Origin of the sequence: Burkholderia sp. IDO3, from assembly GCF_003366075.1 — a bacterium.
GTDB classification, from domain to species: Bacteria; Pseudomonadota; Gammaproteobacteria; order Burkholderiales; family Burkholderiaceae; genus Burkholderia; species Burkholderia anthina.
This window is the reverse complement of record NZ_CP028962.1, coordinates 664,115-679,898: the sequence shown is the minus strand read 5'-3', so window position 1 is coordinate 679,898 and position 15,784 is coordinate 664,115. Positions and strand designations below refer to the sequence as shown.

At 60.9% G+C, this 15,784-nt stretch carries 15 protein-coding genes; 12 read left to right on the top strand and 3 right to left on the bottom strand.

The window, feature by feature from the left end; translation table 11 throughout:
- The first annotated feature begins 113 nt into the window (after positions 1-113).
- The 12 genes from DCN14_RS03270 (at position 114) to DCN14_RS03220 (ending at position 12,174) form a co-directional block, all read left to right on the top strand.
- Positions 114-674 (top strand): cytochrome b/b6 domain-containing protein, encoded by a 561-nt coding sequence (locus tag DCN14_RS03270; RefSeq protein WP_162826161.1) that lies wholly within the window; start codon positions 114-116, stop codon positions 672-674.
- Between the two features lie 173 nt (positions 675-847).
- A complete protein-coding gene (locus tag DCN14_RS03265; RefSeq protein WP_096500134.1) occupies positions 848-1,459 on the top strand; it encodes a trimeric intracellular cation channel family protein in 612 nt (203 codons plus the stop codon).
- Positions 1,460-2,062: 603 nt separating this feature from the next.
- Positions 2,063-2,308 (top strand): hypothetical protein, encoded by a 246-nt coding sequence (locus DCN14_RS37820; RefSeq protein WP_143331632.1) that lies wholly within the window; start codon positions 2,063-2,065, stop codon positions 2,306-2,308.
- Between the two features lie 12 nt (positions 2,309-2,320).
- Positions 2,321-2,734 (top strand): hypothetical protein, encoded by a 414-nt coding sequence (locus DCN14_RS03260; protein ID WP_096500136.1) that lies wholly within the window; start codon positions 2,321-2,323, stop codon positions 2,732-2,734.
- Complete coding sequence (locus tag DCN14_RS03255; RefSeq protein WP_096500138.1) at positions 2,731-3,948, top strand: beta-ketoacyl-[acyl-carrier-protein] synthase family protein; 1,218 nt, start codon at positions 2,731-2,733, stop codon at positions 3,946-3,948. The genes DCN14_RS03260 and DCN14_RS03255 overlap by 4 nt, the downstream gene beginning before the upstream one ends.
- Positions 3,949-3,991: 43 nt before the next feature.
- Positions 3,992-4,468: a hypothetical protein gene (locus tag DCN14_RS37815; RefSeq protein ID WP_143331633.1), complete on the top strand. Its 477-nt coding sequence runs from the start codon at positions 3,992-3,994 to the stop codon at positions 4,466-4,468.
- Between the two features lie 238 nt (positions 4,469-4,706).
- Positions 4,707-5,264 (top strand): fimbrial protein, encoded by a 558-nt coding sequence (locus DCN14_RS03245; RefSeq protein WP_162826160.1) that lies wholly within the window; start codon positions 4,707-4,709, stop codon positions 5,262-5,264.
- A 123-nt stretch (positions 5,265-5,387) separates the two neighbouring features.
- Positions 5,388-6,083: a molecular chaperone gene (locus tag DCN14_RS03240; RefSeq protein WP_162826159.1), complete on the top strand. Its 696-nt coding sequence runs from the start codon at positions 5,388-5,390 to the stop codon at positions 6,081-6,083.
- 59 nt (positions 6,084-6,142) lie between these two features.
- Entirely contained in the window at positions 6,143-8,617 is a 2,475-nt protein-coding gene (locus DCN14_RS03235; protein WP_162826158.1) for a fimbria/pilus outer membrane usher protein, read from the top strand.
- Positions 8,614-9,696 carry a fimbrial protein gene (locus DCN14_RS03230; RefSeq protein ID WP_096500148.1) on the top strand — a complete coding sequence of 361 codons (1,083 nt, stop codon included), beginning with the start codon at positions 8,614-8,616 and terminating at the stop codon, positions 9,694-9,696. The genes DCN14_RS03235 and DCN14_RS03230 overlap by 4 nt, the downstream gene beginning before the upstream one ends.
- 535 nt (positions 9,697-10,231) lie before the next feature.
- Positions 10,232-10,888: a hypothetical protein gene (locus tag DCN14_RS03225; RefSeq protein ID WP_162826157.1), complete on the top strand. Its 657-nt coding sequence runs from the start codon at positions 10,232-10,234 to the stop codon at positions 10,886-10,888.
- Entirely contained in the window at positions 10,882-12,174 is a 1,293-nt protein-coding gene (locus tag DCN14_RS03220; protein ID WP_096500152.1) for an oligosaccharide flippase family protein, read from the top strand. The genes DCN14_RS03225 and DCN14_RS03220 overlap by 7 nt, the downstream gene beginning before the upstream one ends.
- 353 nt (positions 12,175-12,527) lie before the next feature.
- Here the strand turns inward: DCN14_RS03220 and DCN14_RS03215 are convergent, their stop codons facing one another.
- From DCN14_RS03215 to DCN14_RS03205, 3 genes are all read right to left on the bottom strand, one after another.
- Positions 12,528-13,988, bottom strand: coding sequence for an amidohydrolase family protein (locus DCN14_RS03215; protein WP_096500154.1), 1,461 nt, complete (start codon positions 13,986-13,988; stop codon positions 12,528-12,530).
- 103 nt (positions 13,989-14,091) lie between these two features.
- Positions 14,092-15,570: a sodium:solute symporter gene (locus DCN14_RS03210; RefSeq protein ID WP_096500156.1), complete on the bottom strand. Its 1,479-nt coding sequence runs from the start codon at positions 15,568-15,570 to the stop codon at positions 14,092-14,094.
- Entirely contained in the window at positions 15,567-15,779 is a 213-nt protein-coding gene (locus DCN14_RS03205; protein ID WP_096500158.1) for a DUF3311 domain-containing protein, read from the bottom strand. The genes DCN14_RS03210 and DCN14_RS03205 overlap by 4 nt, the downstream gene beginning before the upstream one ends.
- Positions 15,780-15,784: the final 5 nt, after the last annotated feature.

Sequence of the window (15,784 nt, the reverse complement as noted above, 5' to 3'; positions counted from 1 at the left end):
ATGAAGCTCAAAGCAATCTGAAATGTTCTTTGAGATTTGGATTAAAAACGTTGAGCCCATTGGCCTACCTGACGAGAATGCCGCCATGTTCTATCTGTCCCAGGGAGCTCAAAATGAATGCCCATTCGAAAGCAGCGCGCTATAGCCGCGCCACCGCGCTATTGCACTGGATAGGCGTCGTCCTGATGATGCTTATCGTGTTGTCCGCGGAACTCCGCCATCTCTGCGTACGCGCCGATCTGATCTCGATGCGCTTGGCCATGGTCACGCACATCGGTTCCGCGATGGCGATCCTGTTTCTCGTGATCCCGCGTCTGATCGCTCGCCTCATGGGGCCGCGCGTTCCGCCGCTTCACGCCGGCAGCCCGCTGGTGCGATGGACCGCGCACGCGGTCCACATCGGTCTTTATGTTTTTCTCGTCGCAGAATGTCTGATCGGCTGGGCGATCGTAAACGCGAAAGGAATGCGCATTCCGATGCCGGTGCTCGGCTTCGAATTCCCGGCGCTCGTCCCCGAGCACGCACGGCTGGTCCATTGGACCGTCACCGCTCACATGGCACTCGGCTATCTGCTGTATACCGTGCTGGTACTGCACATCGGTGCGGCGTTGTGGCACCATTTCGTGCAGCGTGACGGCATCATGCGCCGCATGAGCCTGTCGTCGAACCCTTGACGAACGCCGGACACGACCGCGGCAGCCGCGACAGCACATAATGCGTCCGTGGCCGCCGCGGCACGATCGAGTGACTTCGGCGCGACGGGCAACACCACGCCATACGGGCCGGCCAGCGCGGCTTCCGGGCGATAATCGCTACCGCAAACGAAATCTTGAGCCGCGAGGTTTTTATGCTGCATACCGTTTACCTGGTTGCCATCATCGCCGAGGCCGTCAGCGGCACAATGGCCGCGGGCCGCCGCGACATGGATCTGTTCGGCGCATGCTTTGTCGGGTGCGTAACCGCGCTAGGGGGAGGCTCGGTGCGCGACATGCTGCTCGGTCACTACCCGCTCGGATGGGTGCAACATCCCGAGTACATCTGGTTCACGGCAGCCGCCGCGCTGATCGGTGCGACGCTCGGCAGCGTACTGCATTACTTCCGCACCATCTTCCTGACCGTCGACGCCCTCGGCCTCGTCGCTTTCACACTGATCGGCTGCAACATTGCGATGCAGACCGGCCAGACGTCCACAGTCGTGATACTCAGCGGCATCATCACGGGATGCCTGGGCGGGATCATGCGGGATCTGCTATGCGGTGACGTGCCGATCATCTTCAAACGCGAAATGTATGCCAGCATTTCACTCTTGATCGGAGCCGGGTACCTCGTGCTGCTGAATCTTCAGGTATCGGAGCGGGTAGCCGTCATGATTTGCCTGGGTGTCGGTTTCATCCTCCGCATGTCGGCCATCTATTTCGACTGGCACATCCCGAAGCTCGTCTACCGCGACAAATCCTGACGCATTCGAAAAGATACGGCTCCCGGCCCGTATCGGCAGGATAAAAACCAGTCCGATGCATCCCGCACACTGCCGCTGTTGCCATCGCAATCGAACGGCCGCCATGCACGTGGCCATTCGCGATGCAAACGGATGGCCGCCGATGCGATGGAAGTATCGCGGCGGTCCTGTCGAAACACCCGCGAAAAACCTGACGACGAAATGCAGCGAGCCGTACGCCTGATCACCGCCTTCCCGCCCCAATAATCGGCATCCCGATCAGGCCGGAACGACTCCCCTCCCTCGCAGCCGCACCTGCCCCGTCGATTTCTCTCGCATCGAGCATGCGTGATTTACATGCCTCCCGAATGCCCGCCGGTCGGGCAGGAGCGTTTCATTGATCGAAACGCACTAGATTTTAGATTTCGCTGAGAATCTTTGTGGCTCGGACAACCCGCAAATATGATAGCTGCAACCGAATTTAAATATCCGGCAACAGCCAATGTGCTTCGCGTCAGTCAGTACAGATTCACGCGAATAGGCTGCGGCCTATTTTTATTTTGGCCACGGGCCGATGTCGAGAGTTGATTGTGGTGGGTACTATGACAACCGTCGACATCGGTAATGAATGTTTTATCGGGAAATGTCGACAATGGATATTTTAAGCGCGCTGCGATTACTGCGGGATCGGCCTTCATTCAGGCAAATGCAGTTGATATTCGTTTCCGCATTTTTTCTTACCTCGGACGCGTTCATCGTTTGATCGGCGTCGCCCGGGCGAACCGGATTATTTCTTCGATCGCCCGCGAGAGCATTTGCCGCATCAGCACCGTGCGTCCTGAGTTGGAAGCAGCCTTCCCGAAACCGTAATCAAGCGAGCTTATGAATACCAGCAATTCCGATGAAAATCTCCAGTCCGAGCTTTCCGTATTAATAGGAAACGGATTGCAGGCGGACATCGATCGCCTCGAGCGCGACGAGCCTTTCGCCGATGTCATCCCCAATTTCGATTCTCTAGCCATGCTGGAAATCATTCTTCTCATCGAAGAGAAAGAAGGTTTTCAATTCGATCAACACCTGGATTCAGGCAATGCGTCGTCGTTGGCGGATGCGGCCGCCGCATATCGGGCATTCCCGTCAAATGTCAGTGCGCTAGGCCAGGCACTTATCCAGGCACGTCAGGCAGAGAAACTCAAGAAAGAAGGCGAGTCCGGCACGCCCTCCGCCGATCAGATCCGCGCGTCGGACGATACCGGAAGCCGTATCGAAAACCACTCCCAGCATGGTGCATCATGACACGAGATGTCGTTATTACAGGTGTTGGCCTGACCGCGCCGCTGGGCAACGCACCGGAATCGTTCTTCGATGCGCTGGTTTCCGGCGAGAACGGAATTCGCCGCCATCCCGACCCGGCGATCGAGCGTCATGTCGGTTACGTCGATCTCGATATGGCCGCCCACTTTTCCGTCGCGGAGTCGCGCAATCTCGATCGCGTGTCGTTGCTGGCGCTGTACGCCGCCCGACAGGCCTCGGCGAACAGCGGGCTCGCGGATGAAGATGCGTGGCGCAATTGCGGCGTCTATATCGGAACGGGCATTGGCGGCGTGACCTCCTTGTCCGAGGGAATCGCCGAACACCACGGCGTTGGCCGGCGCAGCATCCTCTTGACCATTCCGGCCGCGATGCCTCATGCCCCGGCCGCCCATCTGGCAATGTCGATCCGAACTTCCGCAGAGGCGCTCACGTACACAACCGCGTGCTCGGCCGGCGCGGTTGCCATTGGCGAAGCGTTTCGGCGGATTCGCGACGGCTATTCGGACATGGCCATCTGCGGTGGCACCGAAGCCATGCTGACGCCGCCGCTGCTCCGGGCATGGAGCCAGTTGCGCGTTCTGTGCGCGGAGCCGGCCGGCGCGCCGGCCACGGGCTGCCGGCCGTTCAGCGGAAGTCGTTCCGGCTTCGCGTTAGCCGAAGGCGCGTGCATGCTCGTCCTCGAATCCCGCGACCGCGCAACGGCCCGTGGAGCAACACCGCTCGCCGAACTGGTCGGATACGGCACCAGCAACGATCACAGCCATCTGACGCTGCCGACGCCCGGGGGCCAAGCGCTGGCGATCAAGCGCGCACTCGACGACGCGGGCATCGACGCAAGCCAAGTGGGCTATGTCAATGCGCACGGCACTGGAACACGCAACGGCGACATCTCCGAAAGCGAAGCACTGCGGAGCGTCTTCGGCCGCTCGCTCGAGAATATGTTGGTCAGTAGCACGAAGTCTTCTCACGGGCATTTGATTGGCGCCGCCGGCGCGCTGGAACTGGCGATCTGCGCGATGGCGGTGAAGGAACAAAAGGTTCCGCCGACGCTGCATTACGACGCGGCCGATCCAGCTTGCGGAGGTATCGATTATGTGCCGCATGTCGGCCGTCAGGTCGACGGTCTTGAATACGCAATCAGCAACTCATTCGGAATGGGTGGCAACAATACCGTGCTTGTTGTCAAACGCTGCTGAAATGACTTGCACGAAATATTTGTAATTATCTGGAGAAAGACTGATGTCGAGTCAAGCGCTCACATTCGCCTCATGTCACTCGCGCGATCATGCGCCGCAGCAACCGGCGGCAATCAGATACCGCCTGAACGAGAATGAGCTGCATGTATGGGTAAACGACCAGGGCAGCAAGAGAGTCTGCACCGAGCTATTTCGTAGCGGCGTGGTGGATCGTTCCCGATATATCGCCGATGTTGCATATTGCCGATATTCGCTGTCCGAAACCGTATTGCGCGGCTATCGCATATGGGGGCCCGCATGCGCGTCCCTGATGCAGCGCCACCGGTGGTTCATGACGTTGATCGCAACGCCGACCAAGTGGTTCATCGAAGACAGCGCATTTCACATGGCACTGCGCGATACGCCTCACTGGCGGGGCCGGCTCGTGCGCCGCGCCATCTTCGTTCCGGCCTGCTGGGCAATCGGCGCGCTATCGAATCTGCTTGCACGCCGGCGCGCCAGTGAAGCACTGCAGCACTGATTTGTCGTTCGATTAAGTTTTCATTCGACACCCTCCGGTCTTCCATCGTCAGGATCGCCCCAGGCGACTTGACGATCGATCCGTCGCGCTCGTCGCGAGAGAAATCTAGCGTAGTAAACGCTAACAGTCGCAATCGGTTCGAATGCGACCCAACTGCCATTCCGTCACCATGGGATGGTTAACAACCATGCCGATTTTTCGGCGTTTTTTCATCAGTAGATCTAAAGGTAATAGCAACATGAAAATCAAGAGCACCATCGCACTCGCTACTTTCGCACTGGCCGCTGCTTCGGGCACGGCTATGGCGCAAAGCACCGGCACCAATAGCGGGCAAATCGACTTTGTCGGTGAGATCACCACCGCACCGTGCTCGGTCGACGGCGACAATGCAAATCAAACCGTTCAACTGGGTTCGATTTCGACCAATGTGCTGGGGACCGCGGGCTCCACGTCCACGCCGAAGAACTTCCAGATCAATCTCACGGGCTGCAGCCTGGATACCGTCAAGTCGGCCAGCGTCACGTTCGACGGCACGCCGGACGACAACAATCCGGATCTTCTGAAGCTGGGTGCCGGCGGGTCGGGCCCCACGGCGCAAAACGTCGCCGTCGCCATCTACGACGTGTACAACAAGCAAGAACTGACGCTGAAGACCGCATCGGGCGCCATTCCCATTCAAGACGGCATCAACGCACTGGCATTCCAGGCGTACTACAAGTCGACGGCCTCGGCGAGCAATCCCGTCGTGGCCGGCAGCGCGAATGCAAATGCGCAGTTCACGGTTTCCTATAACTGATCTTAGCTAATCCAGCTTTGCATCACCGCCGGGCGCAAGCCCGGCGCGTCACCCGATCGATTGAATCAAATGTTTCCTCGAGCCACCTCATTTCTTGCTCTTGCACTGTTCGGAGGCATGCTATTGAGCCAGCATGCCGATGCCGGGATCGTTTTGTCAGGCACCCGACTCGTCTTCGACGGCACCAAACGCGAAGCTTCGACCAATGCCCAAAATGCGTCCGATGTTCCGTATGTAGTCCAGGCATGGGTTGAGGCGCAAGATGGAAGCACCGATACCCCGTTCTTCGTTACTCCTGCTCTTTCGAGAATAGACGGAAAGCGCGAAGGATTGCTCAGGGTATTGAAGGTCCGCGATACGCTACCGAAAGACCGCGAGTCGATGTATTGGCTCAACGTCAAGGAAATCCCAAAGGCGGACAACCGCGACAACGTTCTCCAAATCGCCATTCGCACTCGAATCAAGCTTTTCTATCGCCCGCCCGGCCTGAATCCGGATCAGCGCGGCCCTGCCATGCTGCAATGGAATATAGCCAGGAACGATAAAACCGGAGCATGCGATCTGACGGTTAAAAATACCTCCGCATATTACTCGACGTTCTCGGGCCTTACCGTTGAGTACGGCAATAACAGTCAGAACAAATTGAATATCGGCGCAGTCGCACCGTTCTCCACGCATGACTGGAGCCTGCCGCGCTGCGAAGACAATATTCGACTCACCTACTCCATCGTGAACGATTTTGGCGCGACGGAAGATATCCCGACGATTCGGGTTAATTTTAAATCGGACAAGCAACGCGAAAGCAGTGCTTCACACTAAGTATCATGCGGTATAAAGTCTCAGATTCTCGCGGTACGGTAGTCAGGCCTCTTTCGCGTGTGCGTCTTTTGCTGTCGATGGCGTTGCTCACGGGAAGCGGTATTACGCCACTCACGGCAACGGCCGACGGCGACAAGGCCGTATTCAACAACGAATTCCTCCACCTCGGCGGTGGCCCGCAACAGGTCGATCTCTCCGTCTTTGCATTCGGTAACCGAGTGCTGCCAGGTCGATACCAGGCGACGATCGCGGTCAATGGTGAACGCTTCGAAAAAGAAGACATCGACATGGTCGCATCCAGCGAAGATGTCGATGCGACGCCTTGCCTCACGCGCGCCCAGCTCGCGCGATGGAACATCAACACGGCTGCATTCGAATCCATTTCCAAGGCTGCCGAAGACGCTTGCATCGACATCGCCGAGGCGATCCCGCAAGCGAGCGCACAGTTCAACGTCGCCACGCAAACGCTCGAAATTTCCGTGCCCCAGGCGGCCATGTTGCGTCGCGCGCGAGGCACTGTGCCGGTCGACCAGCTCGACAACGGCACGACCGCATTGATGTTCAATTATCAGCTCAACGGCAACCACGATCACCTGAACCAGCAGAGCAGCCTGTATGCAAACATCAGCGCCGGCTTCAATGTCGGCCCGTGGCGCTTCCGCAATCTGTCGACGTTCAATCGCGATCATCATGGCTCGAGATTCGAATCGCGGACCGCGTATGCCGAGCGTGCATTGCTCGGCCTCCACTCTCGCCTGACGATCGGCGACACGTATACGACGGGCATCGGCGTCGACAGCTTCGGATTACGCGGCGTCCAGTTGCAAACCGACGAAACCATGCGCCCCGACAGCATGCGCGGCTACGCCCCATCCGTTCGCGGCATCGCGCGCACTTCCGCGGAAGTAACGATTCGTCAGAACGGCTATGTGATCAACAAGGTGTACGTTCCACCTGGCCCGTTCGTGATCGACGACCTGTATGCCACCCCGGGGGCCGGAGATCTCGAAATCACCATCATCGAAGCAGACGGCGCCACGACGCGCTATACGCAGCCTTATGCCGCGCTTCCGACGCTGGTGCGAGACGGATTGGTGAACTACAGCGTGGCCGTCGGGCGCTATCGGGATTCGTCCTTGAGCAATGGCCCGTACGTGGGCCAGGGCATGGTCGCATACGGGCTGACCTCGGATGTCACCCTCTACGGCAGCGCCATCCTGTCCGGCATCTACGGTGCCGTCGCGGCCGGAACCGGCTTGAACCTGAAGAATTTCGGCGCCCTGGCGATCGACATCACGCGCACCCACGTTTACTCGCCGAACGCTCCCCGCGTATCGGGCAGCGCGTTGCGGCTGACTTACGCGAAATCGCTGCCTGGGTATGGTACGCACTTCCGCATGGTAAGCACGCGCTACATGACGGAAGGCTATCGTTCATTTGCACAGGCCGCGCACGAAAACAGCCGAGGCTGGAAATATCAAGGCAACTTGCGTACGGAATTGAGCGCCAGCATTGCCCAGCAGTTCGGAGCTTATGGGTCGCTTTACGCAACGGCCACGCGCCAGGCGTACCGCGATTCCCGCGGCACGGACACGCTCTTGCAGGTCAGCTATGCGACATCGATCCGCAAAGCAACGACCAGCATCAACTACAACGAAATCTCGAACGGCCAAAGCCCGCGCAAGGAACGTCAGGTATTACTGAATGTATCGATGCCGCTCGGGCAGAGTGCAACTTCCGCGGCATATCAGCTTCGGGGCGACGGCAACGGCAACATGAACCATCAGGCAAGCCTGTTTGGCTCGCTGCTCGCCGGCAAAAACCTTTCGTATACCGCGCAACTTGCCAAGTCGACCCGCGGCCCGCACAACGCCTACGGTTCGCTCTATTACCAGGGATCGAAGGGCAATATCGGCGTCAGCCACAACGAAGGCTCCAACTCTCGTCAGTCGCAGATTTCCGTTGGCGGCGGCATGATCGTGGACCGTCAAGGGCCATTGTTCTCGCAACCGCTGGGCGAGACCGTAGGCATCATCGAAGTGCCCGAAGCCGCGGGAGTGATGGTCGACGGGTATCCGGGCGTGACGACCGACTCGAATGGCCGCGCCGTGGTGCCCAGCCTTGTGCCGTATCGACGGAATCGTATCTCGGTCGACGCGACGCAAACGGCAAAGGACAACGTCGACCTGGTCGAATCGGCCGTGTCCGTCGCACCGACACGAGGAGCCGTGACTTACTCGGTTCTGCGCGCCGACGTCGGCATGCGCATGTTCGCGCGCCTGCGTTCGCCCGATGGCGAAGACGTGCCTTTCGGCGCAATGGTCCAGGATCAGGACGGTCAGGAAAAAGGCGCCGTGGGACCGATGGGACGCGTATTTCTATCCGGCATGAAGGACGGCCCCGTCGAATATTCCGCTACATGGGGCAATTCCGCGGAAAAACGCTGCTCGTTCACTGTCGAACCCGCGCTTCTGCAAAAAGACAATGAAGAGCAAATGATGGATGTAGTCTGCAACAACCGGGAGCCGCAATGACACACAAAGTCTGCAAGGCCGATAGACGTAAAATGCCTTATCTTATTCATGGCAGCTTCGGAATTATCCGCTACAGCAAAATGGCTGGGGTTGCAGTCGCGTTCATGGTTGCAAGCAAAATTGCGCATGCCGACTGCACAATTAACCCCAATTACCCTGTCGGACAATATACTTTTTCAGCTGGCACCATTAACCTCCTAATCGCCCCCAACCTGAAAGTTGGTGATCAGATCGGTGATACGCGGACATTCCCCATGCCAGAGTGGAGCGGTTCAGCCGGTTTGAGCCAGTATACCGCCGTCCAGTGCGATGCAGGTTCGGTTGAGGAGTTTGCCGGCACCACCGAATACGATCCTGTTACCCAAACCTACAAGCTTCCAAATATTGAAGGCATCGGGTATCAACTTTCCTATCCGGCTAAGATAAGTGCCCAGGTACCGGCGGTGCTCGCACCTATCACACCCATATCGAACCCCCATACTCCGGGTCATATGGTATATCCGCCCGCATCGCAAGGACAACCGCTCACCTTGAAGTTTATAAAAACCGGCGACATAAAAGGGGGAACGGCCCCGGTGCAAAAATATGGATCGGGTGGTGTAACTTCACCGATTATATTCGAAGCACTCTCACTGTCGTTCGGCGTTACCGCACAGGAGCCAACTTGTAACATCAACAACAGTAACATTCGTGTGTCGATGGCGAAAAGCAACGTCTCCGATTTCAACGGAATTGGTTCGTCACCATCCGGAAAGAGGCAGCCGTTCGATATAAACATGACCTGTAACTCGGCAGTCTCCCAGCTGAAGATCCAGTTCGATAGTCAATATGCGCACAACGGTATGACAGGCGTGATCGACCTTACGGATAGCGGTGCGAATACGGCCTCTGGAATTGGCATACGGATGCGATATGGTGCGAATGACGAACCAGTACCGCTTGGTCAGCAACTCGACATCACGACGATGAGCCTGGAATCCGGCACGTTGCCGATGAGCGCCGAATATGTTCAGACAGGCGACACCGTAAAGGCCGGCATTGCAAACAGCGTCGCCACCTTTTCTATCGAATATCAGTAAACCCAACGTCTGACGATTCTCCGGTAAACACATCTGCTGAACGGCGGCGCAAGGCGGCTGCAAGTCACGCCATAGCGTCGAGCGGTCGTAGCGATTCAGGTAACGCACACGCAAGTGCGGCGTGCCAGGTTGCGCAGCCGGTAGGCGATGTGCCCGGCCAGACTACCGACTATTAGCAATACAAATGGTCGAACAACTGGACGCATAACCCGCGCCAACCCACCTGAATGAAAGAGAGAAAGTGAAGTAGCGCCGCCAATCGACGCATGAATTGTACCGATTCGCTTCTGTTCAAGGACTAGCGCGCAACCACTGGAATGGCAGTGTGAAAGTGGGATGCACGTCCAGCCGACATCACTTGAGATGGATCGCATGGCGGAGCAACACGAGCGACCGTAACGTCGCTCATCCGCTTGCCGGGCTACGCGAGCCTAAATGAACAGTAGCGACAACGTATATGGATACATCATTCAAAGTCCGACGCGAATCTGCGTCGCAGATTGCGGGCGGATCGCGCGCGCGCGCGGCCGACGTCGTGCTGATCTCGATCGGCGTGCTGATCGCGGCGCTGGCGCTGCCCGACGCGGAAGCCGATCGCGCGTCCGAACTGGCAACCGTCGCCTATGCGGCAGCGTTTGCCCTGGTTCCGTTCCCCGCATTCCGTCTCTACGACGCATCGCCCGGCCGCTCGAAACGCCGCGTCGCCCGTGTCACCGCGCTCGCATGGCTGCTGGCTCAAGCCGGCGCGGCACTCACGATGAACGTACTGCTTCCCGCACCGAACGTTTCAGTGCACGGGTATCTGCTGTGGGCTTTCGCGAGCTGTGTCACGCTCGTCGCCTCCCGGCTCACGGCGCGCACGACGCTCGCGTGCATCGGTAGCGTAGAAAGCGAACAGCGGTTAGCGAGCGTCGGTAAGGGTATGCATCGCGACGCGATACTGAAGCGGATCGCCCGAATGCCATCGGCCGGCTTGCGCGCCGCGGCCACGCCCGAGCCCGGTGGCGTATCGCGGAGCGGCCGCATCTGCGTGCAGTGCTTTCGCACGCTTGAAACGTTCGTACAACATGTTCGCGCCCATTCGATCCCCGAAGCGTGGCTTGCGCTGCCGAACAGGGAGACGCGCGTCGTGACGACCATGATCGACGTGCTACGCCTTACCCACCACGCCAACCGGACGGCCCGATGCTGACGCGCTTCCTCCTCCGTCTCTCGGCGCTCGGCCTGAAACTCGTACTCACGATCGTCATCGCCCGCACGCTCGGCTTCGACTCGGTCGCTGCCTACGGGCTCGCAATCGCCACGTCCGTGATCGCGTCAAAAGCGCTCGGACTCGGCTTCGGCCCCGAACTCAACCGCAGGCTGAGCGAGGCCAACCCGCTGCCGGCAATCGCCCACGCCCGCACCGTGAGTGTCGGCTATGCCATGCTGTACCTGCTGCTCGCCGCGGCATTTGCCATCGCGACGAGGAACAATGCAGTCGTCGCATTATTCGACCGATTCGCGCTGTCCATTCCGTTGGCATGGTGTGTGCTGCTCGTCACGCTGTCCGAGCATGCCGCACTCGAAGTCAATGGCTGGCTATTCTCGCTGCATCGGCCCCGCGCCGGTTCGATTCTACTGTTCGTGCGCGCCGGCACCTGGTCCGGCCTCGCGAGCGCCGCCCTGCTCACGGGAGCAATGCATTCGATCGAGGCCGTATTCGTACTGTGGATCGCGACCAATCTGATCGTCGTCGCTGTTGCGTGGCATCGGATCAACATCTTCGAACAACGCGCGAGCAGCGTCGGACTGCCCGAATCCGCAGCGCATCCATCACGTATATCGGCCATCTGGCTGCACGGCCTGCCGTTCTATCTGGCCGGTGTGATCCTTTCGTCGCTGCAATATGCAGAGCGCTTCATCGCCAGCCGCAGTTTGAGCGCCGACGTGCTCGGTCAATACGTGTTTGCATGGTCCATCGCAAGTGCGGCGCAGGCGATCACGTTTGCCGTAGTGGTGGTCACGGCCGCTCCGCGTCTCATCCGCACGCTGGCTGACGCGCCCGATACATTCCTCCGTCGCACGACGCATGCGGTAACGGCAAACATCGCCATTACGCTGCTCGCGTCGGCCATCATCTTTGTCGCGCACCCTGCGCTGTTCGCACTCACCAACGAACCGATCGCGGAGAAAAACGTGACATTGCTCGCGCTGCTGCTCGTTTCGTTCATCCTACGTGCAGCCACGGACGTGCTCTGGGTCGCTGCGGTCGCACTACGCGCCGGCGGCGTCGTGTTGGCAACGATTGCCGCGCTCACGCTGCTTTACATACCAGCCGCCCGCTATCTAATCGGAAATTCGGGCGCCGTGGGCATGGCGCTCGCGCACCTGGCTGCAAGCTTCGCCATCGCCGCCGCACTCGCGTTGATCGTCATGCGTCGCGGAGGCGTATGGCACGTCAAACATCCGACGGAAATTGCGTCGCATGCCGGATAAGCTTGCTCCACGCTGATCCGGGGCTCAACCGCGACATGACACGTAACATCGCGACGCCAGCCGTGTTCGCATACTGAATCTGACCTGCGACGAAATTTTGGATAACCGGTCCGGATAATTCAACGCCGGCGAACAGGGGCGCGGCTTCGCGGTCGTCGCGACCGAGGTGCGCGGGCTCGCGCAACGCCGGTCGAAGAGGCGGCCGCCGCTGCGCTGTCGCTCGAGGAACAGGGCTCGCGGCTCAGCGATGCCGTCGCGCAATTTCGTCTGCGCGATGCGATAGCGGCGTGATGCGACAAGCGCGGGCCGCATCGGGCCCGAGCCTGCCGATACCTCACCGCGCGGCCGGTCGCTCAGTAGTGACTGCGCCCCCACAGCGTCTTCGGCTCGTCGAGCAGATGGCGCAACCCGCTGCGCTCGATCATCAGATCGGCCACTTCGTTCACGCGCTCGAGGATCTCCCCTTCGTCGACCGACAACACGCGTCGATCCTCCATCAGCACCCGGCCGCCGACCATCGTCATGCACACGTCGGCGGCGTTCGCGAAGCACGTCACGCGATACACGGGCATGTTCATCGGCATCATGTGCGGGCGGAACAGGTCGACGAGGATGACGTCCGCGAGCTTGCCGGCTTCGAGCGAGCCGATCTCGCGATCGAGCGACAGCGCCTTCGCCGCGTCGATCGTCACCATCTCCAGCACCTTGCCGTGCGGCAGCACGTCCGGATCGCGGAAGTGACGGCGATGGTAATGCATGCACTGCCACATGTGACGGAACATGTCGTAGCCGCGATCGGGCGCCGCGCCGTCCGACGCGATCGCCACCGTCACGCCCGCATCGATCAGCTCGGGCACCGGGCAGCGGCCGATGATCGACATGATCGCGCTCGGGTTGTGGATGATCGCGGTGCCGGTTTCGACGCACGCGGCGATGTCGTCGTCGGTCAGGTCGATGCTGTGCGACATGAACGACGTCGGGCCGAGCAGCCCCAGCTCGCGATGCGCGAACGCGAGCGTGCCGGCGCGGTGGCCGTCCTGCGTGAAGGTCAGGCCGCGCTCGCGCGCCAGCGCGCCGTAGCGGGCCGCCTGGTCGCGGAAATCGCGTTCGTATTGCGCAAGCTCCGGGTCGTGCTCGGGCGCATACACGGGCAGCGTCAGCGCGATCCGGATCCGGCCGTCCGCATCGCCGTGGCACGCGTCGACGATGTCTTCGCATACGCCGACCATCGTGTCGAAATCGATGTCGCGCGTGTCGCTGCCGTCCGGCGTGTGGCGCGTGTACGCGCGCGGTGCGGGCGGCCGCGACGGGCCGACCGCGACGATCGAGCGCGTGCCGGTGCGCACCACCGCATCGCAATGGCGCCGCGCGTAGACGGGATCGTCGACGCGCATGATCGAATTGCCGCCGCCGAGCAGCGACACGCCCGTCGTCACGCCGGCCTTCAGCCGTTCGAGCGCCGCGAGATGCGATTCGGTTTCCCAGAACGCTTCGTCCGATGCGCGCGTATAGATCGTCTCGGCCGCGGCCGACCAGGCATCGCCGTCCGCGCCGCCGATCGTGCGCAGCATCGCGTGGCCCGCGTGTGCATGCGCATCGATCAGGCCCGGCAGCACGGCCTTGCGGCGTGCGTCGAGCGTGCGCGCGGCACGGTAGCGCGCCTGCAACTCGGTCGTGTCGCCGACGGCGACGATGCGATCGCCGTTGACGGCCACCGCGCCGTTCTCGATCACGCGCCGCTGCGGATCCATCGTGATCACGCAGCCGTGTGCGATCAGGGTGTCGATTGCTTCGCGCTTGTCCTCGGTAGTCATCGCTGGATGTCCTGTTCTGATTCGAAATGATGCGGGCGCCGTCGAATGGAAAAACCGCCGGGCGGCAGCCCGGCGGCCTGGCGACTGCACGCCGCACGGGTTGTCACGCGGAGCGGGCCGGCGCGGCGATCCGCGCCTTCAGCTTGCGCTGCGCCGCGCTGATGGCGATGAATACCGCCGCGTTCACGGCGAGCGCGACGAGCCCGGGGTTGATCGACGTGACCGTGCTCGATGCGCCCGGGAACAGCGACGCGAGCGTCACGCCATAGTAGTTGGTCATCGCGATCACGATCGCGCCGGCGACGATCCCCGCGAACGCACCTTCGCGCGTGCCGAACGGCCGCTTCAGGAAGCTCGACGCGAGCATCGGCACGAGCTGCGTCAGCAGGCTCGACGAGAAGATCGCGAGCGTGACGAAAGTCGCTCCGCCGCGCAGCACGAAATACACGACCACCAGCGTGAAGATCGGCAGTGCGATCCGCGCGACGCGCGTCACCTCGCGGTCGGTCGCATTCGGCGCGAAGCCTTCGCGGTAGATGTTGCGTGCGATCGTCGTCGATGCGTTCAGCATGATCAGCGAGCCCGGCACCAGCGCGGTCAAGAGGCCCGTGCCGCCGACGATGCCGACGAACCAGGCGGGGAACGTCTGTTTCACGAGACGCAGCAGCGCGAGGTCGGTCTGCGCGCCTTCAAGCCCGTGCACCGTCATCACGGCCGCGAAGCCGACGAGGAACAGGAACGCGATCAGCACCTGGTACAGCGGCATCAGGATCACGTTGCGGCGCAGCGCGCGTTCGTCCTTCGCGACGTAGATCGCGGTGAAGCCGTGCGGATACAGGTAGTAGCCGAGCGACGTGAGCAGGATCGTCGAGTTGTACCAGCTCAGGTTGAAGCCGTGCTCGGGCATGCGCAGCAACTCCGGATGCGCGGCGTCGATCTTCGCGAACATCTCGCCGAGGCCGCCGTAGTAATGCATCGGCAGGTACAGGCCGAGGAAGATCGCGATCGCGAGGATCAGCACGTCCTTGAAGATCGCGATGCTCGCCGAGCCGTGGATGCCCGACACGACCATGTAGACCGCCATCAGCGTCGCCGCGATCCAGATCGCGGCCGCTTGCGGAATCAGCCCGTACGACATCTCCGACACGATCACGCCGAGGCCGCGCAGCTGGATCATCAGCAGCGACACCATCGCGAACACCGCGACGATCGACACCAGCACGCCGATCGCGCGGCTGTCGTACTTCGCCGCGAAGTAATCGGCGAACGACACGAGCCCGCGCGCCTTCGCGTAGCGCCAGATCGCCGGCAGCATCCAGTAGCCGATCACGAACGCGAGGCAGCCGTACGACAGGATGTAGAACGCGGGCACGCCCTTGCTGTAGGTCCAGCCGCTCGCGCCGAGGAACGAGAACGTCGAGAACGCCTCGCCGGCCATCAGCAGGAACGTGAGCAGCGAGCCGAAGCCGCGTCCGCCGACCGCCCATTGTTCGAGCGTGAGCTTGCGGCCGCGCCGCGCCATCACGCCGATCGCGAGCGCGAACACGGCGAACGCCGCGATGATGACGATCGATGCGTTCATTGCGCGTCTCCCGTGCGGCCGTCACGCGCCGTGTCGCGCTCGTCGAGGTGGAACAGGATCGCGAGGATCGCGGCGGTCGCCGCCATCCAGACCAGGTTCCAGACGAGCAGGAACGGCAGCCCGAACAGCAGCGGCCGCACCTCGGCAATCGAGCCGCCCGCATACATCCCGGCGAACGGCAACGCCGCCAGCAACAGTTTGAGTTTCATGTGTG